Raw genomic sequence first — 24,249 nt, 5'->3', positions numbered from 1 at the left:
AGAGTTGGTAAATAAAAAAACCGAGCTCAAGCTCGGTTTTTTTACACATGCATTTTTATTTATATACAGTATTATCTTTCTTCAAATAAAAAGGATGAGAGTAACGTTGATGCTAAAAATAGCGATTAATGGTTTTGGCAGGATAGGCCGTAATGTGCTGAGAGCCTTATATGAGAGTGGAAAAAACTCTCATATTCAGATAGTTGCTGTTAATGAATTAGCACTACCCGATGCGATGGCGCATCTTCTTCAATACGATACGAGTCATGGGCGCTTTGGTAAAAAAATATCTAACGATCAAGAACACCTCTTTATTCATCATGAAAATGGTGAGTTTGACTCGGTTAGAATTCTTCACTTAGCGGATATTGAATTATTACCATGGCGAGATCTACACGTTGATATCGTTTTAGATTGTACAGGCGTATATGGTAATAGAGATGATGGACTCAAACATATTGCTGCTGGTTCGAAAAAGGTGTTGTTCTCTCACCCTGGTGCAAATGATCTCGACAATACGATTATTTATGGTGTCAATCATGAGACATTATTGAAAAAGCACAATATCGTTTCAAACGGCTCCTGTACAACTAACTGTATTGTACCGATCATTAAGGTGTTAGATGAGGCGTTTGGAATCGATTCTGGCACTATCACTACGATCCATTCGTCAATGAACGACCAACAAGTGATTGATGCTTACCATCCTGATTTAAGAAGAACCCGTTCTGCTAGTCAGTCAATCATTCCTGTAGATACAAAACTTCATAAAGGGATTGAAAGAATATTTCCGAAATTTTCCAACAAATTTGAAGCGATTTCGGTACGAGTACCCACAGTAAATGTGACAGCAATGGATTTAAGCGTCACAATTAACACAAAAGTGAAAGTTAATGACGTAAATCAAACCATCATAGAGGCATCTCAGTGTACATTACGTCACATTGTTGACTATACTGAAAAACCATTAGTTTCGATCGACTTTAATCATGATTCACACAGTGCAATTGTGGATGGAACGCAAACTAGGGTTAGTGATGGTCGTCTAGTAAAAATGCTTGTTTGGTGTGACAACGAATGGGGTTTCGCCAATAGAATGCTAGACACTGCTGTTGTAATGCATTCATGCGAGAAATAGTATAAAAAATAATTTATTTACCCTGTGAAATAAATTGCTATTATATACATCTAAGCAACAGTTAAAGAATTTCTAAGTTCGGTACAATACCGGGCTAAATAAACTTTCTTAATTTATAAATCGAGAGGACAAACCATGTCTGTAATCAAGATGACTGACCTGGATCTAGCAGGTAAACGTGTATTTATCCGTGCTGACCTAAACGTACCAGTAAAAAATGGCAAAGTAACTTCAGATGCACGTATTCTTGCATCACTTCCTACTATTAAGCTATGCCTAGAAGCTGGCGCTAAAGTAATGGTTACTTCTCACCTAGGTCGCCCTACAGAAGGTGAATACGCTGAAGAGTTCTCTCTAGCACCTGTAGTTAATTATCTAAACGATGCTCTTGATTGTGAAGTGAAATTAGCAAAAGACTACTTAGATGGTCTTGAGCTAAACACCGGTGAACTTGTTGTTCTTGAAAACGTTCGCTTTAACAAAGGCGAGAAGAAAAACGAAGAAGAGCTTTCTAAGAAATATGCAGCGCTTTGTGACGTATTCGTAATGGATGCATTTGGTACGGCTCACCGTGCTCAAGCTTCAACTCATGGTGTTGGTACTAACGCTCCAGTTGCTTGTGCTGGTCCTCTACTTGCTGCTGAATTAGAAGCTCTAGGAAAAGCAATGGACAACCCTGCACGTCCGCTTGTTGCTATCGTTGGTGGTTCTAAGGTTTCTACTAAACTGACTGTTCTTGAGTCACTATCTAAAATTGCCGATCAACTTGTTGTTGGTGGTGGTATCGCGAATACATTTATCGCTGCTGAAGGCCACAATGTAGGTAAGTCTCTTTATGAAGCAGACCTTGTTGAAACGGCTCAGAAGCTAATGAAAGAGTGTTCTATTCCAGTAGCAACAGATGTTGCTTGTGCAAAAGCGTTTGATGAAAATGCTGAAGCAGAAATCAAAAATGTTGCTGATGTACAAGACGACGACATGATTTTCGACCTTGGCCCAGATTCAACAGCGGCACTTGCTGAAATTATCGGTAATGCTAAAACGATTCTTTGGAACGGACCTGTTGGCGTATTCGAATTCAAAAACTTTGAAGCTGGTACAGCTGGTATCTCAAAAGCAATTGCTGATTCAGAAGGTTTCTCTGTAGCTGGTGGTGGTGATACTCTGGCTGCAATCGACAAATTCGGTATTAAAGCCGACGTATCTTACATCTCAACTGGTGGTGGTGCGTTCCTTGAGTTTGTTGAAGGCAAAGTACTTCCTGCTGTAGCAATGCTTGAAGAGCGTGCTAAAGCATAATGATTTAAAGAGGCGGGAAAATACTCCCGCCTTTCTGTTTGCTGATGCTGGCTATTTATTGTTAGAATGCCGTGCGCGTTATGAGCAAACGATTGCAAATTTGTAAGAAATTAATTTAAAACGACAGAAAATAGGACTCATTCCATGTCTAAGATCTTCGATTTCGTAAAACCAGGTGTTATCTCTGGAGCAGACGTACAAAAAGTATTTGAAGTTGCAAAAGAAAACAACTTCGCACTACCTGCAGTTAACTGTATCGGTACAGATTCTGTGAACGCAGTGTTAGAAGCAGCAGCGAAAGCTAAAGCTCCTGTTATCGTTCAGTTCTCTAACGGCGGCGCATCATTCTTTGCTGGTAAGGGCGTTAAGCTAGAAGGTCAAGCTGCTGCTGTTCTTGGTGGTATCGCTGGTGCTAAATATGTACATGCAGTTGCTGAAGCTTATGGTGTTCCAGTTATTCTTCATACTGACCACGCAGCTAAGAAACTTCTGCCTTGGATCGACGGATTACTAGACGCTGGTGAAGAGTACTTTGCTCAAACTGGTAAGCCTCTTTTCTCTTCTCACATGATCGACCTTTCTGAAGAGTCTTTAGAAGAGAATATCGAAATTTCAGGTCAATACCTTGCTCGTATGGCGAAAATGGGTATGACTCTTGAAATCGAACTAGGTTGTACTGGTGGCGAAGAAGATGGCGTAGATAACTCTGATATGGACGCATCTGAGCTTTACACTTCTCCAGAAGACGTTGCATACGCTTATGAGAAACTAAACGCTATTAGCCCTAACTTCACTATCGCAGCATCTTTCGGTAACGTACATGGTGTTTACCAAGCTGGTAACGTTGTACTTACTCCTACGATTCTACGTGATTCTCAAGCATACTGTGCTGAGAAATTTGGTATTGCTCCAAATGCTCTTAACTTCGTATTCCACGGTGGTTCTGGTTCTTCTGAAGCAGAAATCCAAGAGTCTATCGGCTACGGTGTTATTAAAATGAACATCGATACTGATACTCAGTGGGCATGTTGGGATGGTATCCGTCAGTACGAAGCTACTAACCGTGATTTCCTACAAGGTCAAATTGGTAACCCAACAGGTGAAGCTGCGCCTAACAAAAAATACTATGATCCACGCGTATGGTTACGTGCTGGTCAAGTATCTATGGTTGCACGTCTTGAAAAAGCATTCGCTGACCTTAACGCAGTAGACGTACTATAATTCGTCCTTCTTGTTGAGAAAAACCGCTCTTAAAGAGCGGTTTTTTTATGTCAAAAAATCAATGCGGTGATGTAATACCGAACGAATACCCTCAAAATCACCTTCTCTCTTAAATAAGATACACATTCCACTCTGTAACCCTATGAAAATAATAATTTAATAGTTATCTTCTCCTTTGTATAAGTTGGTCTTATAGGTCGTGGGCGTTAAGTATTCCGAATATTTAGTTTATTTCTTATTTAATACACTGGATTTTGTGGTACTTCGTACGCTATCGTATTGCTCTGTATAAGAATATTCGGTAGTAAACTTAACGAGTTATTATTTTTGGTGAAAAATGTGTAACTTGGCTTATGACCTTTAATATTTTTACTATGTAGTGACAGAAGATAATGTGGTGCAGTGGATGTTAAGGCTGTGGTACAGATGGAAGTTAATATTAAAATTTTGAGGATATATAGATGGCGAGTGAAGACACAGTGGTTGCGGAAGTAGCCGATACTTTCTCTATGGCAGAGCAATGGTTTACAAATAATTCAGAGCTATTAATTCAGTATGGTGTAAATATTATTTCCGCGGTTCTGATTCTATTTATAGGTAATATTATTGTAAAAGCTATTGCAAATAGCGTTGCTAAAGTACTGAATAAAAAAGAGATGGATAAAGCCGTTGTCGATTTTGTTCATGCATTAGTGCGTTACCTGCTTTTTGTAATCGTATTAATAGCAGCATTAGGACGACTTGGCGTTCAAACGGCTTCTGTTGTTGCCGTTATCGGTGCGGCTGGTTTAGCGGTTGGTTTAGCTCTGCAAGGGTCTCTTTCTAACTTTGCTGCAGGTGTATTGATTGTTGCTTTCCGTCCATTTAAATCGGGTGATTATGTTGAAATCGGTGGAGTAGCAGGTTCAGTAAGTTCTATCCAAATCTTTCAGACGGTATTAACTACACCAGATAATAAGATGGTTGTTGTTCCTAATGGTGGCGTAATTGGTGGCGCAATTGTTAACTATTCTCATCATGATACTCGTCGTGTAGATCATGTTATCGGTGTCTCTTACAGCGCAGATCTTCAGAAGACGAAAGAAGTCATCACGCGAGTTCTGGAAGCTGATGAGCGTATTTTGAAAGAGCCTGGAATCACCGTTGGTGTAGTCGCTCTTGCGGATTCTTCTGTTAATTTTGTTGTTCGTCCTTGGTGTCGCACCGCTGACTATTGGGGAGTGTATTTTGATACTCTTCAAGCTATCAAAGAAGAGTTGGACAAAGAAGGTATTGAAATTCCATTCCCGCAAATGGATGTTCACCTTAATAAAGCTGATTAAGTCATCGTCATAATTGTCATAAAAAACCCCAAGTTGGGGTTTTTTTAGTTAAAAATTGATGTGAATGGGATTAGAGTCTTGAGCGCTTCGCTTCTCGAATCTAGAAAAAACGATTTGCATTGGTATTTTTAAAAGGCATTTTTTTATTCAAGATTCAAGATTCAAGATTCAAGATTCAAGATTCAAGATTCAAGATTCAAGATTCAAGGTTCAAGATTCAAGATTCAAGATTCAAGGTTCAAGATTCAAGATTCAAGATTCAAGATTCAAGGTTCAAGATTCAAGATTCAAGGTTCAAGATTCAAGATATGGATTGTTCATGTTAAAAATATTGAGTGATAAGCTCTTTGGCAAGAGAGGCGGCGATCAAGAACATAATGAGAGCAACACCAATGTCTATGCCGGCTTTTACTCTAGGCTTTGACAATGTTGTTGCAAGCTTAGCAGCAGAAATCGACAAGGCATAAAACCAGACAAAAGAGGCGGCCATTGTACCAATAGCAAAAGATATTCTATCGTTTCCTTCAAATTGACCACCAATGGACCCAAGTACAACAACCGTGTCTAAATAGACATGTGGATTGAGTAGGGATACCGCGAGCACACTTAGGATGACGCTGCGCCGACTTTTGGTGATGGCATTAACATCTAGTTTTTCGGTTTGAGAACTAAATGCACTTTTAAGGGATAAATAACCATAAAATGTAAGAAAAGCGATACCGCCAACCGTTACAGTACTTAGTAAAAGTTCATTTTGAGACAAAATGGCACCACCGCCAAAGACCCCGAGCGAGATTAATAAAGCGTCTATTAAACTGCAAAGTGTTGCGGTGGTTAGATGATAATTTCTTTTTATACCCTGATTTAGAACATAAGCATTCTGCGCACCAATGGGAATTATCATACTCGCACCTAGCCCAAAACCTTGGAACATAATCCAAAAACTCACATTTACGCCTTAAATTTATGAGAACTGCGGTAGAGCATAGTTAAAAAACACCCATAAACATAACTAATAATATTAATATATAATTAGTAAAACTAATACGCATTAGCGGGGACGTTATGAGAGGAATGGATTATCGCTGGATTGAAGCACTAGATGCCGTGGTTAATTATCGCAGTTTTGAGAAAGCGGCCCAAATATTGTGTATTTCTCAATCAGCAGTTTCTCAGAGAATCAAGCAATTGGAAAAGTGGTCTTCTCAGCCAGTTTTAGTAAGAGAGCAACCACCAAGAGCAACGCTGGTAGGGCAGAAGTTGTTAGGCCTTTATCGCAGAGTTTCGTTACTGGAGCAAGATCTCTTACCTGAACTAACTAGTAGAAACGACTTGCCGATCGATGTGTCAATTGCGACCAATGCAGATAGTCTAGCGACTTGGGTCCTGCCTAGCCTTGCTCCGCTTCTTGTTGAATCTAAGCTCGCGCTTAACTTTGTTGTTGATGATGAAAGTCGAACTTTAGAGAAGCTAAGAACAGGGGAAGTAGTAGGGGCAATATGTATAGAAGATACGTCTATACCAGGCTGTACAGCAGACTATTTGGGGGTTTCAGAGTATATATGCGTAGCTAGTCCGGATTTTTGCCAGCGTTATTTCCCTAACGGTGTTACGAGAGAGGCGTTGTTGGAGGCTCCAGCGGTTGTATTTAATCAATACGATCATATGCATGAACAATTTATTAAAAAACATTTTTCATTGTCTATTAGCAATGTTGTTAAGCATACGGTGAGAAGTTCGGAAGCCTTTGTTAGTTTGACTAGTTTAGGTGTGGCTTACTCACTGATACCTAAACTGCAAATTTGTCAGGAACTAGAACAAGGATGCTTAATTAATATTGTCCCGGAGCATAGTATCTCTAATGAGTTGTATTGGCATCATTGGCAGTTAGAAAGCGGAGTGTTAAAACAACTCTCTAACGCAATTATTCAATATGCGAAAGAAACGCTCCCACAACAGAAGTAAAACCTAACTTTTCGATGACCGAAATGAAGCTTTAATCGTTAAGATATCAAGTTATGAAGAATGACAAAGGTTATTAGAATGAAAAAACTGTTTACTTTAGCTATGGCAATTTTGTCATTTTACAGCTTTCCTTCTTGGGCTGAAAACTGGGACTTTCCTTACCTTGAGACGACGGGCTATGGACAGGTAGTTTTAAAGCCGGATATGGCTGAGTTTACTGTTAGGGTTGAAGAGTCAACGCTTACCGCCGAAAACGCTAAAAAAAGAGTGGATAGTGTCGTGAGTAAGTTTATTGAGAGATTGACTGACGCCGGGGTAAATAGAGATGAAATCACAGCAACCAACATCCATTTGTCTCCTAAATTTAGCTATCTTAAATCCGGTAAATCTGAGTTGGTAGGCTATCAGGCAACGAGAAGTATAACGGTAATGGTAAATCAGCTTGAGGACTTAAATCACTATCTAGATAGAGCATTAGACGCGGGAATAAATCGAATTGACTCAATCGAACTTAAAGTAAAAAATCAAAAAGAACATCAAATAATGGCGAGGAAGGCTGCTATTAATGATGCGAACGAAAAAGCAGAGTCATTGGCAAAGGGTTTTGATATAGAATTAGATGGAGTATGGCGCATTTCCTATAACAGTTCACATACTCAACCAACCATGATGAAAGCGATGGCAATGGATAACAATACCGGCATTTCCCCGAATGGGTACGAAGATTCGAAATTAGTTATTAGGGACAAAGTGACGGTCACATATAAATTGTCTAACTAATTTCAAATATGTAAAAGGCATCGAATTCGATGCCTTTTACATACGGAAGAAAGCGTAATTAAATTAGTGCAGCAATCGCGCTCTAATTGTACCCTCAATCTCTTTCAATTTAACAAGTGCTTCTTGCGAGCGACTTGCTTCAACATCAATAACGACATAACCCATTTCAGCATTTGTCTGAAGGTACTGACCAGCAATGTTAATCCCTTCTTCGGCGAAGATGGTGTTAATTTGAGTCAAAATACCTGGACGGTTTTCGTGGATATGTAGCAGTCTAGAAGCATTTTTATGAATAGGTAAAGATACTTCAGGGAAGTTTACTGAAGAGAGCGTTGAACCATTATCAGAATACTTAGCGAGTTTGCCAGCAACTTCAATACCTATGTTTTCTTGTGCTTCTTGAGTGGAACCACCTACATGTGGCGTTAAAATAACGTTATCGAATTTCATTAATGGAGATTCAAATGGGTCTGCATTTGTTTTTGGTTCCGTTGGGAATACATCAACAGCAGCGCCACCAAGGTGACCTGATTCAAGAGCCCCACACAACGCTGGAATATCAACAACTGTTCCGCGAGCCGCGTTAATAAAAATAGCCCCCGGTTTCATTAGTGAAAACTCTTCTGCACCCATCATGTTCTTTGTACCATCAGTTTCAGGTACGTGAAGTGAAATGACGTCACACTTATTAAGTAACTCAGCCATGGTATGAATTTGAGTGGCGTTACCCAAAGATAATTTGTTTTCTATATCGTAGAAATAAACGCGCATACCTAAGTTTTCAGCAATAATACCGAGTTGAGTACCAATATGGCCATAACCTATTATACCGAGTCTTTTACCGCGAGCTTCGTATGAACCATCTGCTGATTTTTTCCATATCCCTCTGTGTGCTAATGCATTTTTCTCTGGGATGCCACGGAGCATAAGTAAAATTTGGCCTAATACTAACTCTGCCACACTGCGCGTATTGGAGAATGGGGCATTAAAAACTGGAATCCCACGTTTTGCCGCTGATTTCAAGTTTACTTGGTTTGTCCCGATGCAGAAACAACCAACAGCAACTAACTTATTAGCTGCTTGGAATACTTCTTCAGATAAGTTGGTTCGGGAGCGAATTCCAATAAAGTGCACATCTTTTACGGCTTCTAGTAACTCTTTATCAGATAGAGAGCCTTTGTGGTATTCAATATTGGTATAACCAGCAGATTCCAAAACCTCTACTGTTGAAGGGTGTAATCCTTCTAATAATAGAATTTTAATCTTATCTTTTTCCAGTGATACTTTAGCCATTTATTCTCGTCCTTAAAATGGGGTGTTTTCGTCGGCACAAATTATAGTAATTAATGTATAAACCTTGTCTGGCGTAATCGCCAAATGATATTTCTGTACATTTTCTGACTACTAAATTATCAAAAAAACTGGCAAAAGGGTAAGAATATTACGGAATAAATAATAAAAAACGGTGCATAAATGCACCGTTTGTAGTCAAGTTACGGAAAACTTAAGATTTACTCTTCGATTTTTGCACCATTAGGTGTACCAGTAATGACGACATCGGCACCACGATGAGCGAAAAGACCAACAGTGACAACACCGGCCAATGAATTAATTTGATCTTCAAGTTGTTTTGGATTAGTGATTTTTAAACCATAGACGTCAATAATAATATTGCCATTGTCCGTTGTGACACCTTCACGGTAAGCCGGGTCACCACCTAATTTAACCAGTTCACGGCCAACATATGAGCGAGCCATTGGGATCACTTCTACAGGTAATGGAAACTCACCCATCACATCAACCGCTTTAGTACCATCTACAATGCAGATGAATTTTTCTGAGATAGCAGCAACAATTTTTTCTCGAGTGAGTGCTGCGCCACCACCTTTGATCATTTCTTTCGCTGGATTAATCTCGTCGGCACCATCAACATAGACATCTAGTTTGTCTACTTCATTACAGTCAAATACTTCGATACCCAAAGCTTTTAGCTTCTCTGTTGAATCTACCGAGCTTGATACGGCCCCTTTGATGTCATCTTTCATTGTTCCAAGTGCGTCAATGAAGTGCTTTACCGTTGAGCCTGTACCAACACCAACAATGCTTCCTGCTTCAACATATTTAAGCGCCGCCCAGCCAGCTTCCTTCTTCATTTCATCTTGTGTCATGATGTTCTCCAGAACGTATAATTAAATAATTAGGGTATGATAGTCTTTATAATGCGTGCGGATTATAGCGATTAATTGATTAATTTCCCAATGAAGCGAGTGACCATTGCCAAACTTTACGTGGTGTAATTATTATTGGTAAGGGGATATCCCAACTTTGATGCGGTAATCTATCAACTTTCTGACATTCGTGTGCAATGCCAATTGGGACTGCGCCTTGACCTGTTTTAAACCATTTTTCTAAGCTTCTGTCGTAATAACCACCTCCCATCCCTAACCTATTTCCCGTTTCGTCGAAAGCAACTAGTGGTGTAAATATGATATCCAGTTTGGCAATAGGAAGTAGTTTTGTTTGGTCGAGTTTCGGTTCTTTTATATTGAACTTGTTCTCGATCATTGGTGTGTCTTTATCATAACGTAGAAAAAGCAGATGTCCTTTGGAAAAAGGATGTAACACTGGTAAGTAAACGTTTTTGCCTTCTTGCCAGAGATATTCAATGATTGGGGTGGTGTCTAGTTCACCATCGACCGAAAGATAAAGGGCTATATTTTGTGCTTCTTGAAGTGGAGTCAGGTGCTTTATTTTTGACAGCGTATCGGCTGCCGCTAACGTTTGTTCAAGGGAAGAAAGGTTGTTTCTTTTTTGTCTGATATCATTTCGTATTGTTATACGTTTGTCTTGCATAAGGATACCCCAGAGTGCCGTTGAGGATTAATGGCCCTTGAACCAGCTGGTTCAAGGCGGATCAGCAATGACTACCGTAGGCTTCTCGATACGAGCCGAGCTTGCTCAATAGTAATCAAGTACTAACCCTTGGGTATTGCTTATCGGCTCAGGGACTTAAATCCTGCTGACAAACACCCCAGGGTAAATTAGGTTACAGCAATCCTAGCTAAACACTTATCCGAGTGAAAAATCACTTCGGTAAGTTAAGTGCCTCATCCAATGAAGCACTAAGTTGTTCTATACGCTTTGATATTTGATCTTGATTGTTGTTCTTTTCGCTCTTTATTTGTTGTAATTCATAGCAAACATTGAGCGCAGCGATAGTGAGCAATTTTTCTGTATTAGATACTTTAGTTCGCTCATTCATCTCTTTTAGTCGATTATCCAAGTCTAACGCAGCTTGACGCAAAGACTCTTCCTGACCTGGTGGACAATTGACCCGAGTCAGTTTACCTAATATCTCAATTTCAACCGCATGATTACTCATAGTGAATGAACTCTTATCACGTATATACCCAAATAACCTGCATTCTAAAATTACTTGGGTATATATTTGTGCTGCCACAGAGCAAGCACTATAGAAAATGCCTTGTGAAGATTCAAGTATTTCACGTTATTACTAGCAAAATGGCGATGTAACTACACAGTAAATCCCCAATATGTCCAAAAGGTAATCAATTTTTCTTTCAGTTTTCGCTAACATGTGGAAATGTTAGAATACGTTACCTTTACTAAACAATGTGAGCAACCATGAGCAAAACAACTCTTCCAGACTACGTAACTATAGCATTAGGACTTCAGTCTTCTAAACTTTCTGTCACTCCAGCAGAATTACATGGATTATTAGTCGGTATGCTTAGTGGTGGGTTGTCTATCTCAGACAAAAGTTGGCAACCACTGATTTTTGATTATACGAATGATGGGATGGGGTGGCCAGACAAGGCTTTAAAGTATGCAGAGTCTGTTTTATCGGTAAGTATAGATGAGTTAACCGGTACAGGGATGGATCTGTTTATGTTACTACCTGATGATGACGCTGACTTAATGGAAATGGCAGATGCTTTGTCTGAATGGGTTAATCACTTTATTTCAGGCCTTGGTTTAGTCAATGTTGCATTGAAAGGTGCATCTAGAGATGTCAAAGAAGCCCTGACTGACCTAGAAGAAATTAGTAAGCTAGGTATAGATGAAGATGACGATTTACAAGAACAAGCGGACATATTAGAGCAGGTTATTGAACATGTGAAGGCATGTGTACTCATTATCCATGCAGAGTTTGGTAAAAAGCCACTTCAAGAAAAAACAGCTCCAACGATTCACTAAGGTGAAATAACGAAATGAAAACTTACGATATTGCAATAGCTGGTGGAGCAATGGCAGGGGCAACTTTAGCTCTGGCTTTAAGCCAAGCATCTAATGGTGCACTTTCCATTGCGGTTGTTGAGCCTTTTAGGGTGGATAAAGATAATCATCCGGGGTTTGATTCACGATCTATCGCCTTGTCGTACGGTACTAAATTAATTTTAGAGCAGTTTAAGCTTTGGTCTAAAATTGAACCTTTGACTACCGCAATCAATCACATTCATGTATCTGATCGCGGCCATGCAGGAATGACTGAAATAGACAAGAATGAAGAAAATGTTGCTGCATTAGGTTATGTTGTTGAGTTAGCAGCTGTCGGGTCTCTTTACAGTCAGCTTATCTCACAATCAGGCAATATAGATTATTTTTGTCCAGATTCAGTAGCATCAATTTCAAGAGATATTGAAAGTAACTTAATTAAACTCGGTAGTGGCAACGAATTGAGATGCAAACTTTTGGTTGCAGCTGATGGCGCAGATTCGATATGCAGCCATAGTTTAGGCCATAGTAATAGTGAGCTGGACTTCAATCAAACGGCTGTTATTGCAAACGTAGAAGTATCCGAAAAACATAATGGTAGAGCGTTTGAACGTTTTACAACAAGTGGACCTCTAGCATTATTACCTATGTCTAAAAATAGAATGTCAGTTGTATGGTGTTTAGAGCCTACAGAAGCTGAAAAGGTGGTTAGGTTACCAGAAGAAACATTTATTGCTCAGTTACAACACGCGTTTGGGTGGCGGCTGGGTAAAATTACTAAGGTTGGTACGGCAGCTAGTTATCCCTTAGTTTTAAAGCAGAAAGATCAGGTTGTTTCTCATCGATTTGCTACCGTAGGCAATGCCGCTCAGTTGTTGCATCCTATTGCTGGCCAAGGGTTTAACCTTGGAATTCGAGATATCGCGAGTCTAGTTGATTGTATTACGGGAAAAAAAGATGTTGGAGACTATTCGGTATTGAGTCAATACCGAGAATGTCGAGAGCATGATCGTACTCAAACGATAAGTTTAATTGCTGGTATGGTAAGTGTTTTTTCTAATGATTGGCTCTCTTTACGCATAGGGCGAAACCTTGCACTTATGACTATGGACAATATTCCTTTATTCAAATCACCGTTGTTAAGAAGAACAATGGGCTTGGTGAAAAGATAAATTATGATGCAAAGTTTTGATATTACGATAATTGGCGGTGGAATGGTGGGGCTTACGTTAGCGGCAGCCCTTAAAGATGCGGATTTACGTATAGCGGTAATAGAAGGCTATGAACCGGAAAAAGAGCTAAGTGAATTGGCAGACGTCCGAGTTTCCGCTTTAAGTCGAGCAAGTGAGCAGATATTAAAAAATGTTGGTGCTTGGTCTGGAATAGAGCAGAGAAGAGCGTCACCGTATAGTGCTATGGAAGTCTGGGAGCAAGATAGTTTTGCGCGTATAGAATTTAATTCAACATATCTTGGCCAGCCCAATTTAGGTCATATTGTAGAGAATAGAGTCATCCAGCTTGCTCTGCTTGAGAAAATTGTAGCCCAAGAAAATGTATCTCTCTTCATGCCTGCTAAATGTAATACGCTTGCTATAGGGGAAAGTGAAGCGTGGTTGACGCTTGATACAGGCCAATCTTTAACTACCAAATTAGTTGTTGGTGCTGATGGTGCGAACTCTTGGGTTCGACAGCAAGCTGATATCCCGCTGACTCATTGGGATTATGGGCACAGTGCTTTGGTTGCTAATATTCAGACTGTCGAAAGCCATGAAAAGGTAGCAAGACAGGTATTTACTCCACTAGGTCCACTGGCTTTTCTTCCTTTATCTGATGAGAACCTAAGCTCTATTGTATGGTCAACTGAGCCGAATAGAGCCAGTCAGCTGCTTTCTATGTCTGAAGACGAATTTAATAAACAGCTAAGCGCAGAGTTTGATATGAGATTAGGTAAGTGCAAACTGATCGGTGAGAGGCAAGCGTTCCCGTTAAAAATGAGATATGCCAGAGATTTTGCCTTAGACAGAATTGCATTAGTTGGAGATGCTGCACATACGATCCACCCACTAGCAGGACAGGGTGTTAATTTAGGATTATTAGATGCAGCCAGTCTTGCACAAGAAGTCATTCGGTTATGGAACACTGGAGAAGATATTGGTAAACGCAGTAATTTACGTACGTATGAGCGTTGGCGTAAAGCCGAAGCTGCAAAAGTCATTGCAGCTATGCAAGGGTTTAAGGATCTGTTTGAAGGAAATAACCCTGCCAAAAAACTTATTCGAGGTATTGGTATGACGCTCGCTAGTCGATTGCCGGGAGCAAAAGATGAAGTAATGAAACGAGCTCTAGGTTTAAAAGGAAATCTGCCGGAATTAGCGATGCGAGAGCATTACTTTAGTTGCTCAAATGTTGATAACTAATTGAACTGAAAACTAAAAAGGTTGGCAATTGCCAACCTTTTTAGTTTATGTATTGTTTTATTCGTCAGTGTTATCTAAATAATTATGCGTATGCACAACGAAGTCTCATTATCTCTTGATTGACCTCTTTAACCGTTTTGAAATGACGCCTTTCTGCTTTTTCTGGGATGATTAACTTCCCATTATCAAATTCAAATTTACCTATTCCGTATATGTATATTCTTCCTTTAAAAAGTCTACTTATATGCTTAGCTATCATACTTGGAGCATAGCGCTTAAACAGCCTCATGTCTTATCCTTTTATATACCGTACGATGCGAATTATACCTTTCGGTACGTGAAAGTATTGTGACTGATTCGGTGGAATCTCGTTACAATAAACAGCAATTTGGATTTTTGTGCTGATTTCATCAAAATTGAAGAGTTATCTCTATCTGGATGTGATATGCACCTCAAATGTAATTATTAATTAGCAATTGATTAAATACTCAAAAACCACTATCGATGAAACTTTGTACAATCGACAATAGATACATTAAAAGGATAGACCATTTTTAATTTTTTGTATTAAGAGAGTGATCTATTGGGCAAAAAAAAGCCCGCCAAAAGTGGCGGGCGAATAGTCACAGATGCATTACACAAAAGTGGATATTACTGACTCAATCAGTGGATTCACTTTGCCTGTTTTTAGATGTTAATGGAGTATAAAAACAGGGTGAGAGAGCATATAGGAGATAACTCCAAATGAATAGTAATGCTTTTATATTTGAATAAAAATGCATGCTTGAGGTTGGATTATTGTGCATCTGTTCCAATATTTTTGTCTGCTGTTACAGTAATTCTCAACTTTGATAAAGTTAATCTCTAATAATATCGGTGATTTGAGGGAGGCAAAGTGAAATTAAATCGTGAATGTTGAGCGCTATGCCTGCCATATTACAACCACTACTAATCGTGATTTCTTGCATATCTAACAAGCTACTATCGAAGAAAATAGGTATGGGGAACTTTAATAGGAGTGGAGAAATAGTCCCAACTTGATATCCGGTTACTGCTTCTACCTCGTTGAGCGATACACATGTTATGCGTCGGCACTTTAAAAAGGCTCGGATTTTTTTAGGATCAACGGGTTTATTACCAGGGACGCAAGCGATGATGTAATTATCATCCATATCTCGTAAAAGTATGGATTTGACCATTTTAGATGTAGGTATACCTCTCTGTGCCGCTGTTTCAACGATTGATGTGCTTGGAGATGAATGAGGTAGCACACGATATGCCACCCCTTCTTGATCTAATAACGCGGTGATTTTTGTTTTTATCATTCTTCAATTTCATATGGAAGATCGACTATCTGCCAGATAGAGCTAGGCTGATTAGCTAATCTAAACTTTGTATCTTGTTCAAGATTATTAGGAAGAACAATTAAACCCATGGCCAAACCATCTGTATATCGATAATGAGTAAAGATTGTTCCGACTGAACGCCAGTTTTCGCCTACGCTTCTTTCTAGCTCCAAAGGTAAATCAGATGCAATTTCTATGTGCCCTTTAACTATCGACATGGATCTTTTATTTGTTCCTCGATATTTGGCTCTGGCAACGGTTTCCTGACCCGTATAACACCCTTTGCTGAAGCTGATGCCATGGATGGCTTGAAGGTTAAACGCTTGAGGAATTTGCGTATTCTGATTGCCTTCTACAATTCTAGGTATACCACTTTCAATATCAAATTTATCCCAAATATCGTCTTCTACAAAAATTGCGCTACTCATTTTATCTAGCGTTGTTGCAATTGAGTTGCGATCAACAACTAGAATCCATCTATTATCTTCGACTTTTATGGCGCTGCCATTCTCTACTGTACGAACGTTTCCCCTGGTTGAAGTAATACTATCTATAAAGTTGTCGGCATTTTTACCAAGTACTCCGAGCGTAATATCGGAACTGATATCTAATTCTACTTTAGAAAAAACAGAATATTTTTTAATTTCAGTTAAAGAGGATGCGGTTGTAGAGGCGTGATGAAAAAGCGCATAGCCATCATTGTGCTTAAAGCAACGGAATATACTTAACACTTTACCCTTTGCATCGCAGTGGGCACCAAGGGTCGACTCTTGTGGGTCGAGTGCGACTAAATCGCAAGTTAGTTGACCTTGTAAGTATGATTTTTGATCTTCACCTGTTACAGAGAGTAAGTTCCATGAGTTAAGGTCGCTTACCATTAATTCTGGGAGGGGATCTTTGGAGCCCAATTCTAGTTTTGTAAATCTGTTTTGCCATTCCATATTAGTATCGCCTTGGCTATTTTATTCTTTGAGTAGGTATATTATGGCCATTATGTTAATCCGCTTACATTTTTTTGTCAGCTATCGTTTCATTATTGTTTATACCTATACCATTAGCGTTATCATGTCTAGGTCGCTGTAATATTCAGTATAAAGGACTAATCAGAGGTAGTTAGATGTATAAACGAGAAGAAAGAGCACGTATTAAATGGGCATGTCGTAGAGGAATGCTAGAACTCGACGTTGTAATAATGCCGTTTTATGATGAGTGCTTTGACTCACTTTCTGAGGCTGAACAAGATGATTTCGTTGCTCTTTTAGAGTGTGACGACCCTGATCTTTTTAATTGGGTCATGCAGCATGGAAGAAGCGAAGATGAGAAGCTTGCTAATATGATAGACAAAATTGTCGCGCATAACCGAAGCAAACTACGCTAATAATAGCTTAGTTCATCTCTATTTAAGCCCTTCTAAAATAGCTCATATTGTTCAATCAGGTATATTGATTTTAATAATATGGGCTGTTTTAATTTCTCCTATGCCGATAGTCGTTTCTTTGTCTTTAATCGCATCTATAATTCGACAACTTTTAATTGAAAGGCAGCCTTCAATCTCTGGAAGGTTAGAGCTGTATTCCTCGGGTAAGCTGACCTTAAATAACCAGCGTTTAAGGTGTGGAAGTATTTTTACGTTATACAAACCATTAATGATTCAAATAGCCACCGTTCAAGGTGTCAAAATTAATATTTGGCGAGATGCTTGTGTTGAGAAAGAGTATCGACAACTTTTGGTGATGCTTAACTTTCTAGCAGCCCAAAAAAGGAGTGACTATATCACTCCATGATTTTCACAATAGTGATTTAGGATTCATCACCTGGAACCAATATTGTAGGCCCAGAGTCTTCCATTAGGTTTGGATAATCAAGGGTATAATGCAATCCTCTGCTTTCCTTACGTTTCATAGCACAGCGAACCATTAGCTCTGCGACTTGAAGCAAATTACGCATTTCTAACAGATTATTAGATACTCTGAAATTACTATAATAGTCATGAGTTTCTAACTGAAGCATTTGAATTCGCCTCATAGCCCTTTCTAAGCGCTTATCTGTGCGTACGATACCCATGTAATCCCACATAAATAACCTCAGTTCGTGCCAATTATGCTGAATAACAACTTCTTCGTCTGAATTACACACTTGACTCTCATCCCAAGCTGGTACTTCAGATGGTAATTCAGCAAGGCCGATATTATTAAGAATATCTTGTGCGGCAGACCAAGCATAAACGACACATTCTAAAAGGGAGTTAGATGCCATACGATTGGCTCCGTGTAAACCGGTATAGCTTACTTCACCAATAGCATATAGGTTTTTTAGGTCTGTTTGCCCTTGTTTATTTACCATTACACCGCCACAGGTATAGTGCGCAGCAGGAACTATAGGGATGGGTTCCTTTGTCATATCAATACCGAGGTCTTGAAGTCGCATATGGATAGTTGGGAAGTGTTTTTCAATAAAATCTTTGGATTTATGACTGATATCTAAATACATACAGTCAGCACCCAATCGTTTCATTTCAAAATCGATGGCTCTTGCCACTACATCGCGTGGGGCGAGTTCTTCTCTTTTATCAAAGTCTGGCATAAAGCGAGACCCATCAGGACGAAGGAGAAAAGCACCTTCGCCTCGCAAAGCTTCTGTAAGCAAAAAGTTACGAGCTTCTGGATGGAATAGGCAAGTGGGATGAAATTGATTGAATTCCATGTTTGCTACTCGACATCCAGCACGCCATGCCATCGCGATACCATCTCCAGATGAAACATCTGGGTTTGAAGTATATTGATAAACCTTAGATGCTCCACCAGTGGCTAATACAACAAATTTCGCACGAATAGTTTCAACATGCTCATCGTTACGGTTCCATATGTAAGCACCGATTATTTTTGTCTCATCGCCACCAATTTTATCTTCAGTAATCAGGTCGAGAGCATTGTATCTTTCAAAAATAGAAATGTTGGGGTGGTTATGCGCGTTGTCTTGCAATGAGGTTTGCATCGCCATCCCCGTTGCATCAGCTGCATGGAGTATACGACGATGGCTGTGGCCACCTTCTCGCGTTAGGTGATAGCGAGGTTTATCATCAGAATAGTCATCTTCTCTATCGAATGGAACGCCACCATCGATAAGCCACTGTACGCACTCTTTTCCGTTTTCAGCAATAAACTCTACGGTTTCTTTTTCACAAAGATCGGCTCCTGCTATGAGCGTATCCTCGACGTGTGACTCAATACTATCCGATTCATCAAAAACAGCAGCAATACCTCCCTGAGCATAGAAAGTAGAACCTTCGCTTCTTGGTCCTTTACTCAGCACAACAACTTTTGCATTTTTTGCAATACGAAGTGCTAAAGAAAGTCCAGCAGCACCGCTACCGATAACTAATACGTCACACTGATGATCTCGATTTGTGTCCATAAATCTATTTATTCCCGTTTAAGAACACGAAACTACGCATTCTTTATTTAACTGAGTTACACGATTGATTATGTGGCTAAAAGGCTTTGTCTTCAAATTTCTTTCACAATTAAGACAGAAGAACGGTTGCAATTCATTAATATCGCCTCCACTATCCCACTTAAAGAGGCCATTAGGCCGTGTTTAATAAGCGTATTAAAACGTAATTTAAACAACGAATAACCATCCAGTTTTTGTTTACACACCACACTGTTCAATAAATTGATAAAATATTCAATAATCATTGAACTTCTTTAATTTACTAGAGTCACAATAGTGCTCATGTAAGTGGTGGTGTCAACACTACATTTTGCATAATAAAAGCTCATATCTGAGAAGATAAGGCCGATAACATAGGAGTATGTGCTCGAATGAACGAGCAGTTGACAGATCAAGTACTCATTGAGCGAGTTCAGAATGGAGACAAGCAAGCATTTAATCTTTTGGTCATAAAATACCAAAATAAAGTGTGTAATCTTATCTCTAGGTATGTTGGTAATTCTGGTGATGTCCAAGACGTCGCGCAAGAAGCATTTATCAAGGCTTATCGTGCTATCCCAAATTTTAGAGGGGAAAGTGCCTTTTATACTTGGCTTTACAGAATTGCAGTTAATACCGCTAAGAACCACATAGTAGCGCAAGGAAGAAGACCTCCAGCAAGCGATGTGGACGCTGATGAAGCTGAATATTACGAAACGGGTAGCGCATTAAAAGAAATATCGAACCCTGAGAACTTAGCGTTGTCCAATGAATTGAAACGTGTGGTTTTTAGTGCGATAGAGGCGCTGCCAGAGGATTTAAAAACAGCAATGACACTTCGAGAGCTTGATGGTTTAAGTTATGAAGACATTGCTGTAGTAATGGACTGTCCTGTTGGAACGGTTCGTTCGCGTATTTTCCGAGCAAGAGAAGCGGTTGAAAAGAAAATTGAACCGCTTTTGAAACGTTAATGTTATTTCTGGTTGGTTCCAGAATACTGATATGGTGAATTAAATGGCTGACAAAGAACTACTTTCAGCGCTCATGGATGGAGAAACTGTGGATGAAGCTCTAATCGCAGAGCTCGAGCAGGATGTTGAAAGTCAGGATACTTGGAAAAACTACCATCTCATTGGTGATGTGATGAGAGGTGAAGCTCCTGAAACAGCAAATTGGAATATTGCCGAAAGTGTGGCAGCAGCGCTTGATGCAGAGCCAGCACATAGTCCAATAGTAACACCGTTAATAGAGTCTCAACCGACGCCAAAGCAAGCTCGACGTCAATTGCCAGCATGGTTAACGCAGATTGGTCAAGTTGGTGTGGCGGCATGCGTATCGCTTATGGTTATTGTTGGAGTTCAACAATATGGCGGTTCAGATTCATCTGAACTTGCATCTAAACCATTGTCTGTATTGCAAACAGTTCCTTTTGCAGGGAGTGTTGAGCCAGTTAGTTTGACCAGAGAATCTATACCTCAAAAGCAGAATAACGAGGCTCAGTTATTACAGCAACGCAAGCGTATAAATGCCATGCTGCAAGATTATGAGCTTCAACTTCGTCTCTCATCTGATCAGTCAGGTGTTAGCGGGCTAGAAACAGAATCGGTAATTGAATGAAGAAACTTCTGATCAGTGCTTTGACACTGTTCAGTTTGATACCAATGCAAGCCTCAACTGAAGAGATTTCAGCTGAGGCTTTGTTGCATCAAATGAACCATGCAAGTCAGCACTTAAATTACGAGCTCTCCTATATTTTAATAAAGAAAAATAGTATTGAGCCTCTTCGATATATCCACGCTAAAAATCAAGACATGGTGTATGCACATCTTGTTTATCTCAGCGGCCCAATTAGAGAAGTGATACGTCGTGGCAAAGAAATCAGCTACGTAGAGCCTGGCGTAGAACCATTTTCTATAGAGTCGGGCAATATGGTAGCTCCTCTCATTCCTATGCTAGACAGTAATATACAAGAATTGAGTGAGTTTTATGATTTTGTATTGATGGGTAGAGCAAGAGAAGCTGGGGCAGCGAGCCAAGTTGTTCGAGTTGTGCCGAAAGATGGTCAGCGATATTCTTATGTAATGTGGATAGATGAAAAATCAAAGTTACCTCTTCGTGCGGATCTTGTAGATAGAGATGGCGAAGTGTTAGAACAATATAGAACGATTTCTTATGCTGTAAACGAACGCATCGCTGAAGTATTGTCTCAACTAGATGATATTAAATTACCTAATGTTATAACCATGCCTAAACAAGAACCGACAGAATCTTTTTGGAACGTGAAGTGGGTACCGTCCGGGTTCAAAGCTCTTAATCTCAATCGTTATAAGATGGAGACAACACAAAAAGATGTTGAGAGCCAAATGTTTAGTGATGGGTTGTTTAGTTTTTCGGTATACGTCTCTGAAAGTGATGATTTTTCATTAAAAAATCAACTTGTTAGGCATGGTAGAAGGACGCTTCAAAGTTTAGTTGTAGGAAAGCGAGAGATCACGGTGGTTGGCGATATTCCACCAGCTACTGCAGCTCAAATTGCCAAATCAGTGAAATTTAATGTTCCTTCTATTACATCGGAAGCTAATGTTGCTTTGAAGGAAGAGGAGTCAGTTGAATGATGACTGCGCTGGCAACGGTTATTTCTGTGACAGAAACTACACATGGATATGAAGTTGGTTTGTCATGTGAACAACAAACTAGTTGCAGTCACTGTGCGTCTCAAAAAAGCTGTGGTACTGGTATTGTTTCTAAAGCAATAGGTAACAAAAGTCATTCATGGACATTAACAACTCAAGAGATAGTTAAGCCAGGGCAAACAATTGAGATCGGATTACCTGAAAAAAATCTAATTCAATTCGCTTCTGTGGTGTATCTCCTTCCTCTCATCGCTATGATGATTGGCGCGCTAGTTGGGCAGTCTTTTGTCGGTCCATTGCTCGGTGGGGGAGAGGGGGGACAATACTGACATCCGTCATTTTTATGGGAGGAGGTATCTGGCTTGCTCGTCACTTTTCAACTAAACTTCAATCGAAATCAGAGCAAGTAGTCACTCTATTACGAGTATTGGGTGACAAGATTGATATTGCTGAACGAATAACCTGACGTTATTCATCGGCAACAAATAACATCAAATTAACGTTTGAAGGTAAATGAAGATAGCGACAATGCCCGAAATTCGGTAGAATCGCGCAACTTGATCGAAATACCATCAGAGATGCGTATTTTTCCCATTCAATTTTTGCAACGAGTTAAGTCACACCAACCTATGAAGCACATTCGCAATTTTTCGATTATCGCCCATATCGACCATGGTAAGTCGACACTTTCAGACCGCTTGATTCAAGTTTGCGGAGGCTTAAGTGAACGTGAGATGGATGTTCAAGTTCTTGATTCTATGGATATAGAACGTGAGCGCGGCATCACGATCAAAGCACAAAGTGTTACACTAAATTATAAAGCTCAAGATGGCGAAACATACCAGCTTAACTTTATCGACACACCTGGACATGTAGATTTTTCTTACGAGGTATCTCGCTCATTAGCTGCATGTGAAGGTGCGCTTTTGGTTGTAGATGCTGGTCAAGGCGTAGAAGCTCAAACAGTAGCCAACTGCTATACCGCCATTGAAATGGATTTAGAAGTGGTTCCTATTCTAAATAAAATCGATTTACCAGCCGCTGATCCAGAAAGAGTTTCGGAAGAGATCGAAGAAATTGTCGGTATCGATGCATTAGAAGCAACGTGCTGTTCGGCTAAAACAGGTTTAGGGGTTGATGCAGTATTGGAAAATATTGTGACAGCAATTCCGCCACCGCAAGGTGATCCTGAAGCGCCCTTACAAGCTTTGATTATTGACTCTTGGTTCGACAACTATCTTGGTGTTGTTTCTCTCGTTCGTATTAAGAACGGTGTTCTAAAGAAAAACGATAAGATTAGAGTTATGAGCACCGGGCAAGATTGGGGGGTAGACAGAATTGGTATATTTACTCCTAAGCGCCTTGATACTACTCAACTTAGTACCGGAGAAGTTGGTTGGGTTGTTTGTGGAATTAAAGACATATTAGGTGCTCCAGTTGGTGATACGTTAACTCATGCTAAGCATGGAAGTGATGAAGCATTACCTGGTTTCCAAAAAGTGAAGCCTCAAGTATATGCTGGTCTATTCCCTGTTTCCTCTGATGACTACGAGAACTTTCGTGATGCGCTAGGAAAGCTAAGCTTAAATGATGCGTCACTTTTCTATGAGCCAGAAAGTTCTGCAGCTTTAGGTTTTGGCTTCCGTTGTGGCTTCTTAGGTATGCTTCATATGGAGATCATTCAAGAACGTCTTGAACGTGAATATGATCTCGATTTAATTACGACAGCCCCAACAGTTGTATATGAAGTGAAGAAAAACAACGGTGATATCCTTTACGTAGATAGCCCTGCAAAGTTACCTGCGGTAAACGATTTAGAAGAGATTCGTGAGCCAATAGCTCGCTGTAATATCCTGGTACCATCTGAATATCTAGGTAACGTTATTACACTTTGTGTTGAGAAACGCGGTATTCAAATTGATATGATTTATCACGGAAATCAAGTTGCTGTTACCTATGATATACCGATGGCAGAGGTTGTTCTCGATTTCTTTGACCGTCTGAAATCGACTTCTCGTGGATACGCGTCACTGGATTATAATTTCCATCACTTTGCTGAGTCAGATATGGTTCGCGTAGATGTACTTCTTAACGGCGAAACCGTAGATGCACTTGCGATCATTACACATAAAGATATCGCTCAATCTCGCGGACGACTTTTGGTTGAGAAAATGAAAGAATTCATTCCTCGTCAAATGTTTGATATCGCTATTCAAGCTGCTATTGGTAATCACATCATAGCCCGTTCCACCGTTAAGCAGTTACGTAAAAACGTAATCGCTAAATGTTATGGTGGTGATATTAGCCGTAAGAAAAAACTGCTAAAGAAACAGAAAGAAGGTAAGAAACGCATGAAGCAAATAGGTAATGTCGAATTACCTCAAGAAGCTTTCTTAGCGATTCTTCATGTCGGAAAAGATTAATAATACAATCTTCATAAAATAATAGTTAAGAAAGGGT

The 24,249-nt window shown here is 39.7% G+C and carries 24 protein-coding genes, 1 other RNA gene and 1 pseudogene; 16 read left to right on the top strand and 10 right to left on the bottom strand.

Annotated features, from left to right (window positions below):
• The first annotated feature begins 109 nt into the window (after positions 1–109).
• The 4 genes from epd (at position 110) to mscS (ending at position 4,980) form a co-directional block, all read left to right on the top strand.
• Positions 110–1,138 carry an erythrose-4-phosphate dehydrogenase gene (epd, locus tag PGX00_RS15090; RefSeq protein WP_272137822.1) on the top strand — a complete coding sequence of 343 codons (1,029 nt, stop codon included), beginning with the start codon at positions 110–112 and terminating at the stop codon, positions 1,136–1,138.
• Between the two features lie 135 nt (positions 1,139–1,273).
• Positions 1,274–2,437, top strand: a complete 1,164-nt coding sequence (locus tag PGX00_RS15085; RefSeq protein WP_272137821.1) for a phosphoglycerate kinase — start codon at positions 1,274–1,276, stop codon at positions 2,435–2,437.
• 144 nt (positions 2,438–2,581) lie between these two features.
• Positions 2,582–3,658, top strand: coding sequence for a class II fructose-bisphosphate aldolase (gene fbaA / locus PGX00_RS15080; protein WP_272137820.1), 1,077 nt, complete (start codon positions 2,582–2,584; stop codon positions 3,656–3,658).
• A gap of 461 nt (positions 3,659–4,119) precedes the next feature.
• Positions 4,120–4,980, top strand: coding sequence for a small-conductance mechanosensitive channel MscS (mscS, locus tag PGX00_RS15075; RefSeq protein ID WP_272137819.1), 861 nt, complete (start codon positions 4,120–4,122; stop codon positions 4,978–4,980).
• Between the two features lie 322 nt (positions 4,981–5,302).
• On the opposite strand, the gene PGX00_RS15070 is transcribed toward mscS, so the two are convergent.
• Positions 5,303–5,929, bottom strand: coding sequence for a LysE/ArgO family amino acid transporter (locus PGX00_RS15070; RefSeq protein WP_272137818.1), 627 nt, complete (start codon positions 5,927–5,929; stop codon positions 5,303–5,305).
• 116 nt (positions 5,930–6,045) lie between these two features.
• Here PGX00_RS15070 and PGX00_RS15065 point away from each other — a divergent pair, with 116 nt between their 5' ends.
• Positions 6,046–6,945, top strand: coding sequence for a LysR family transcriptional regulator ArgP (locus PGX00_RS15065; protein ID WP_272137817.1), 900 nt, complete (start codon positions 6,046–6,048; stop codon positions 6,943–6,945).
• Positions 6,946–7,023: 78 nt separating this feature from the next.
• The gene (locus PGX00_RS15060) at positions 7,024–7,725 is read left to right on the top strand and encodes an oxidative stress defense protein (RefSeq protein WP_272137816.1); all 702 of its coding nucleotides are present in this window, start codon (positions 7,024–7,026) and stop codon (positions 7,723–7,725) included.
• A 63-nt stretch (positions 7,726–7,788) separates the two neighbouring features.
• Here the strand turns inward: PGX00_RS15060 and serA are convergent, their stop codons facing one another.
• The 5 genes from serA to zapA form a co-directional block, all read right to left on the bottom strand.
• Positions 7,789–9,018, bottom strand: a complete 1,230-nt coding sequence (gene serA / locus PGX00_RS15055; RefSeq protein ID WP_272137815.1) for a phosphoglycerate dehydrogenase — start codon at positions 9,016–9,018, stop codon at positions 7,789–7,791.
• A 218-nt stretch (positions 9,019–9,236) separates the two neighbouring features.
• Positions 9,237–9,893, bottom strand: a complete 657-nt coding sequence (rpiA, locus tag PGX00_RS15050) for a ribose-5-phosphate isomerase RpiA (RefSeq protein ID WP_272137814.1) — start codon at positions 9,891–9,893, stop codon at positions 9,237–9,239.
• A gap of 79 nt (positions 9,894–9,972) precedes the next feature.
• Positions 9,973–10,578 (bottom strand): 5-formyltetrahydrofolate cyclo-ligase, encoded by a 606-nt coding sequence (locus PGX00_RS15045; RefSeq protein ID WP_272137813.1) that lies wholly within the window; start codon positions 10,576–10,578, stop codon positions 9,973–9,975.
• Positions 10,579–10,580: 2 nt separating this feature from the next.
• Positions 10,581–10,766: non-coding RNA, 6S RNA (gene ssrS, locus PGX00_RS15040), on the bottom strand.
• A gap of 44 nt (positions 10,767–10,810) precedes the next feature.
• Positions 10,811–11,107, bottom strand: a complete 297-nt coding sequence (zapA, locus tag PGX00_RS15035) for a cell division protein ZapA (protein ID WP_272137811.1) — start codon at positions 11,105–11,107, stop codon at positions 10,811–10,813.
• Positions 11,108–11,370: 263 nt separating this feature from the next.
• Between zapA and PGX00_RS15030 the strand changes: the two genes are divergently transcribed.
• Genes PGX00_RS15030 through PGX00_RS15020 form a run of 3 tightly spaced genes read left to right on the top strand, consistent with a single transcriptional unit; the run spans position 11,371 to position 14,378 of the window.
• Positions 11,371–11,943: a YecA/YgfB family protein gene (locus PGX00_RS15030; RefSeq protein ID WP_272137809.1), complete on the top strand. Its 573-nt coding sequence runs from the start codon at positions 11,371–11,373 to the stop codon at positions 11,941–11,943.
• A 14-nt stretch (positions 11,944–11,957) separates the two neighbouring features.
• The gene (ubiH, locus tag PGX00_RS15025; protein ID WP_272137807.1) at positions 11,958–13,133 is read left to right on the top strand and encodes a 2-octaprenyl-6-methoxyphenyl hydroxylase; all 1,176 of its coding nucleotides are present in this window, start codon (positions 11,958–11,960) and stop codon (positions 13,131–13,133) included.
• Positions 13,134–13,136: 3 nt separating this feature from the next.
• A complete protein-coding gene (locus tag PGX00_RS15020; RefSeq protein ID WP_272137805.1) occupies positions 13,137–14,378 on the top strand; it encodes an FAD-dependent 2-octaprenylphenol hydroxylase in 1,242 nt (413 codons plus the stop codon).
• Positions 14,379–14,460: 82 nt separating this feature from the next.
• Here the strand turns inward: PGX00_RS15020 and PGX00_RS15015 are convergent, their stop codons facing one another.
• The 3 genes from PGX00_RS15015 to ygfZ form a co-directional block, all read right to left on the bottom strand.
• Positions 14,461–14,667 carry a DUF1107 domain-containing protein gene (locus tag PGX00_RS15015; RefSeq protein WP_272137803.1) on the bottom strand — a complete coding sequence of 69 codons (207 nt, stop codon included), beginning with the start codon at positions 14,665–14,667 and terminating at the stop codon, positions 14,461–14,463.
• A 568-nt stretch (positions 14,668–15,235) separates the two neighbouring features.
• Entirely contained in the window at positions 15,236–15,703 is a 468-nt protein-coding gene (locus tag PGX00_RS15010) for an aminoacyl-tRNA deacylase (RefSeq protein WP_272137801.1), read from the bottom strand.
• On the bottom strand, positions 15,700–16,665 hold the full coding sequence (gene ygfZ / locus PGX00_RS15005) for a tRNA-modifying protein YgfZ (protein ID WP_272137799.1): 966 nt from the start codon (positions 16,663–16,665) through the stop codon (positions 15,700–15,702). The genes PGX00_RS15010 and ygfZ overlap by 4 nt, the downstream gene beginning before the upstream one ends.
• A 176-nt stretch (positions 16,666–16,841) precedes the next feature.
• Between ygfZ and PGX00_RS15000 the strand changes: the two genes are divergently transcribed.
• Together PGX00_RS15000 and PGX00_RS22965 are read left to right on the top strand one after the other, a co-directional pair.
• Positions 16,842–17,102: an FAD assembly factor SdhE gene (locus tag PGX00_RS15000; protein ID WP_272137797.1), complete on the top strand. Its 261-nt coding sequence runs from the start codon at positions 16,842–16,844 to the stop codon at positions 17,100–17,102.
• Positions 17,071–17,508, top strand: coding sequence for a protein YgfX (locus tag PGX00_RS22965; RefSeq protein WP_407702364.1), 438 nt, complete (start codon positions 17,071–17,073; stop codon positions 17,506–17,508). Before PGX00_RS15000 ends, PGX00_RS22965 begins: the two co-directional genes overlap by 32 nt.
• A gap of 16 nt (positions 17,509–17,524) precedes the next feature.
• Here PGX00_RS22965 and nadB read toward each other — a convergent pair whose 3' ends face one another.
• Positions 17,525–19,138: an L-aspartate oxidase gene (nadB, locus tag PGX00_RS14995; RefSeq protein WP_272137796.1), complete on the bottom strand. Its 1,614-nt coding sequence runs from the start codon at positions 19,136–19,138 to the stop codon at positions 17,525–17,527.
• A gap of 410 nt (positions 19,139–19,548) precedes the next feature.
• Here nadB and rpoE point away from each other — a divergent pair, with 410 nt between their 5' ends.
• The 5 genes and pseudogenes from rpoE (at position 19,549) to lepA (ending at position 24,212) form a co-directional block, all read left to right on the top strand.
• The gene (rpoE, locus tag PGX00_RS14990) at positions 19,549–20,127 is read left to right on the top strand and encodes an RNA polymerase sigma factor RpoE (RefSeq protein ID WP_272137794.1); all 579 of its coding nucleotides are present in this window, start codon (positions 19,549–19,551) and stop codon (positions 20,125–20,127) included.
• Between the two features lie 43 nt (positions 20,128–20,170).
• Positions 20,171–20,773 (top strand): RseA family anti-sigma factor, encoded by a 603-nt coding sequence (locus PGX00_RS14985; protein ID WP_272137792.1) that lies wholly within the window; start codon positions 20,171–20,173, stop codon positions 20,771–20,773.
• Positions 20,770–21,771 (top strand): sigma-E factor regulatory protein RseB, encoded by a 1,002-nt coding sequence (rseB, locus tag PGX00_RS14980; RefSeq protein ID WP_272137790.1) that lies wholly within the window; start codon positions 20,770–20,772, stop codon positions 21,769–21,771. Before PGX00_RS14985 ends, rseB begins: the two co-directional genes overlap by 4 nt.
• Positions 21,768–22,255 (top strand): annotated as a pseudogene (locus tag PGX00_RS14975) (SoxR reducing system RseC family protein). The gene rseB and the pseudogene PGX00_RS14975 overlap by 4 nt, the downstream one beginning before the upstream one ends.
• 163 nt (positions 22,256–22,418) lie before the next feature.
• Positions 22,419–24,212, top strand: coding sequence for a translation elongation factor 4 (gene lepA, locus PGX00_RS14970; RefSeq protein WP_272137788.1), 1,794 nt, complete (start codon positions 22,419–22,421; stop codon positions 24,210–24,212).
• Positions 24,213–24,249 lie beyond the last annotated feature (37 nt).

It is taken from the genome of Vibrio algarum, assembly GCF_028204155.1.
Taxonomy (GTDB): domain Bacteria; phylum Pseudomonadota; class Gammaproteobacteria; order Enterobacterales; family Vibrionaceae; genus Vibrio; species Vibrio algarum.
This window is presented reverse-complemented; position numbering and strand designations above follow the sequence as displayed.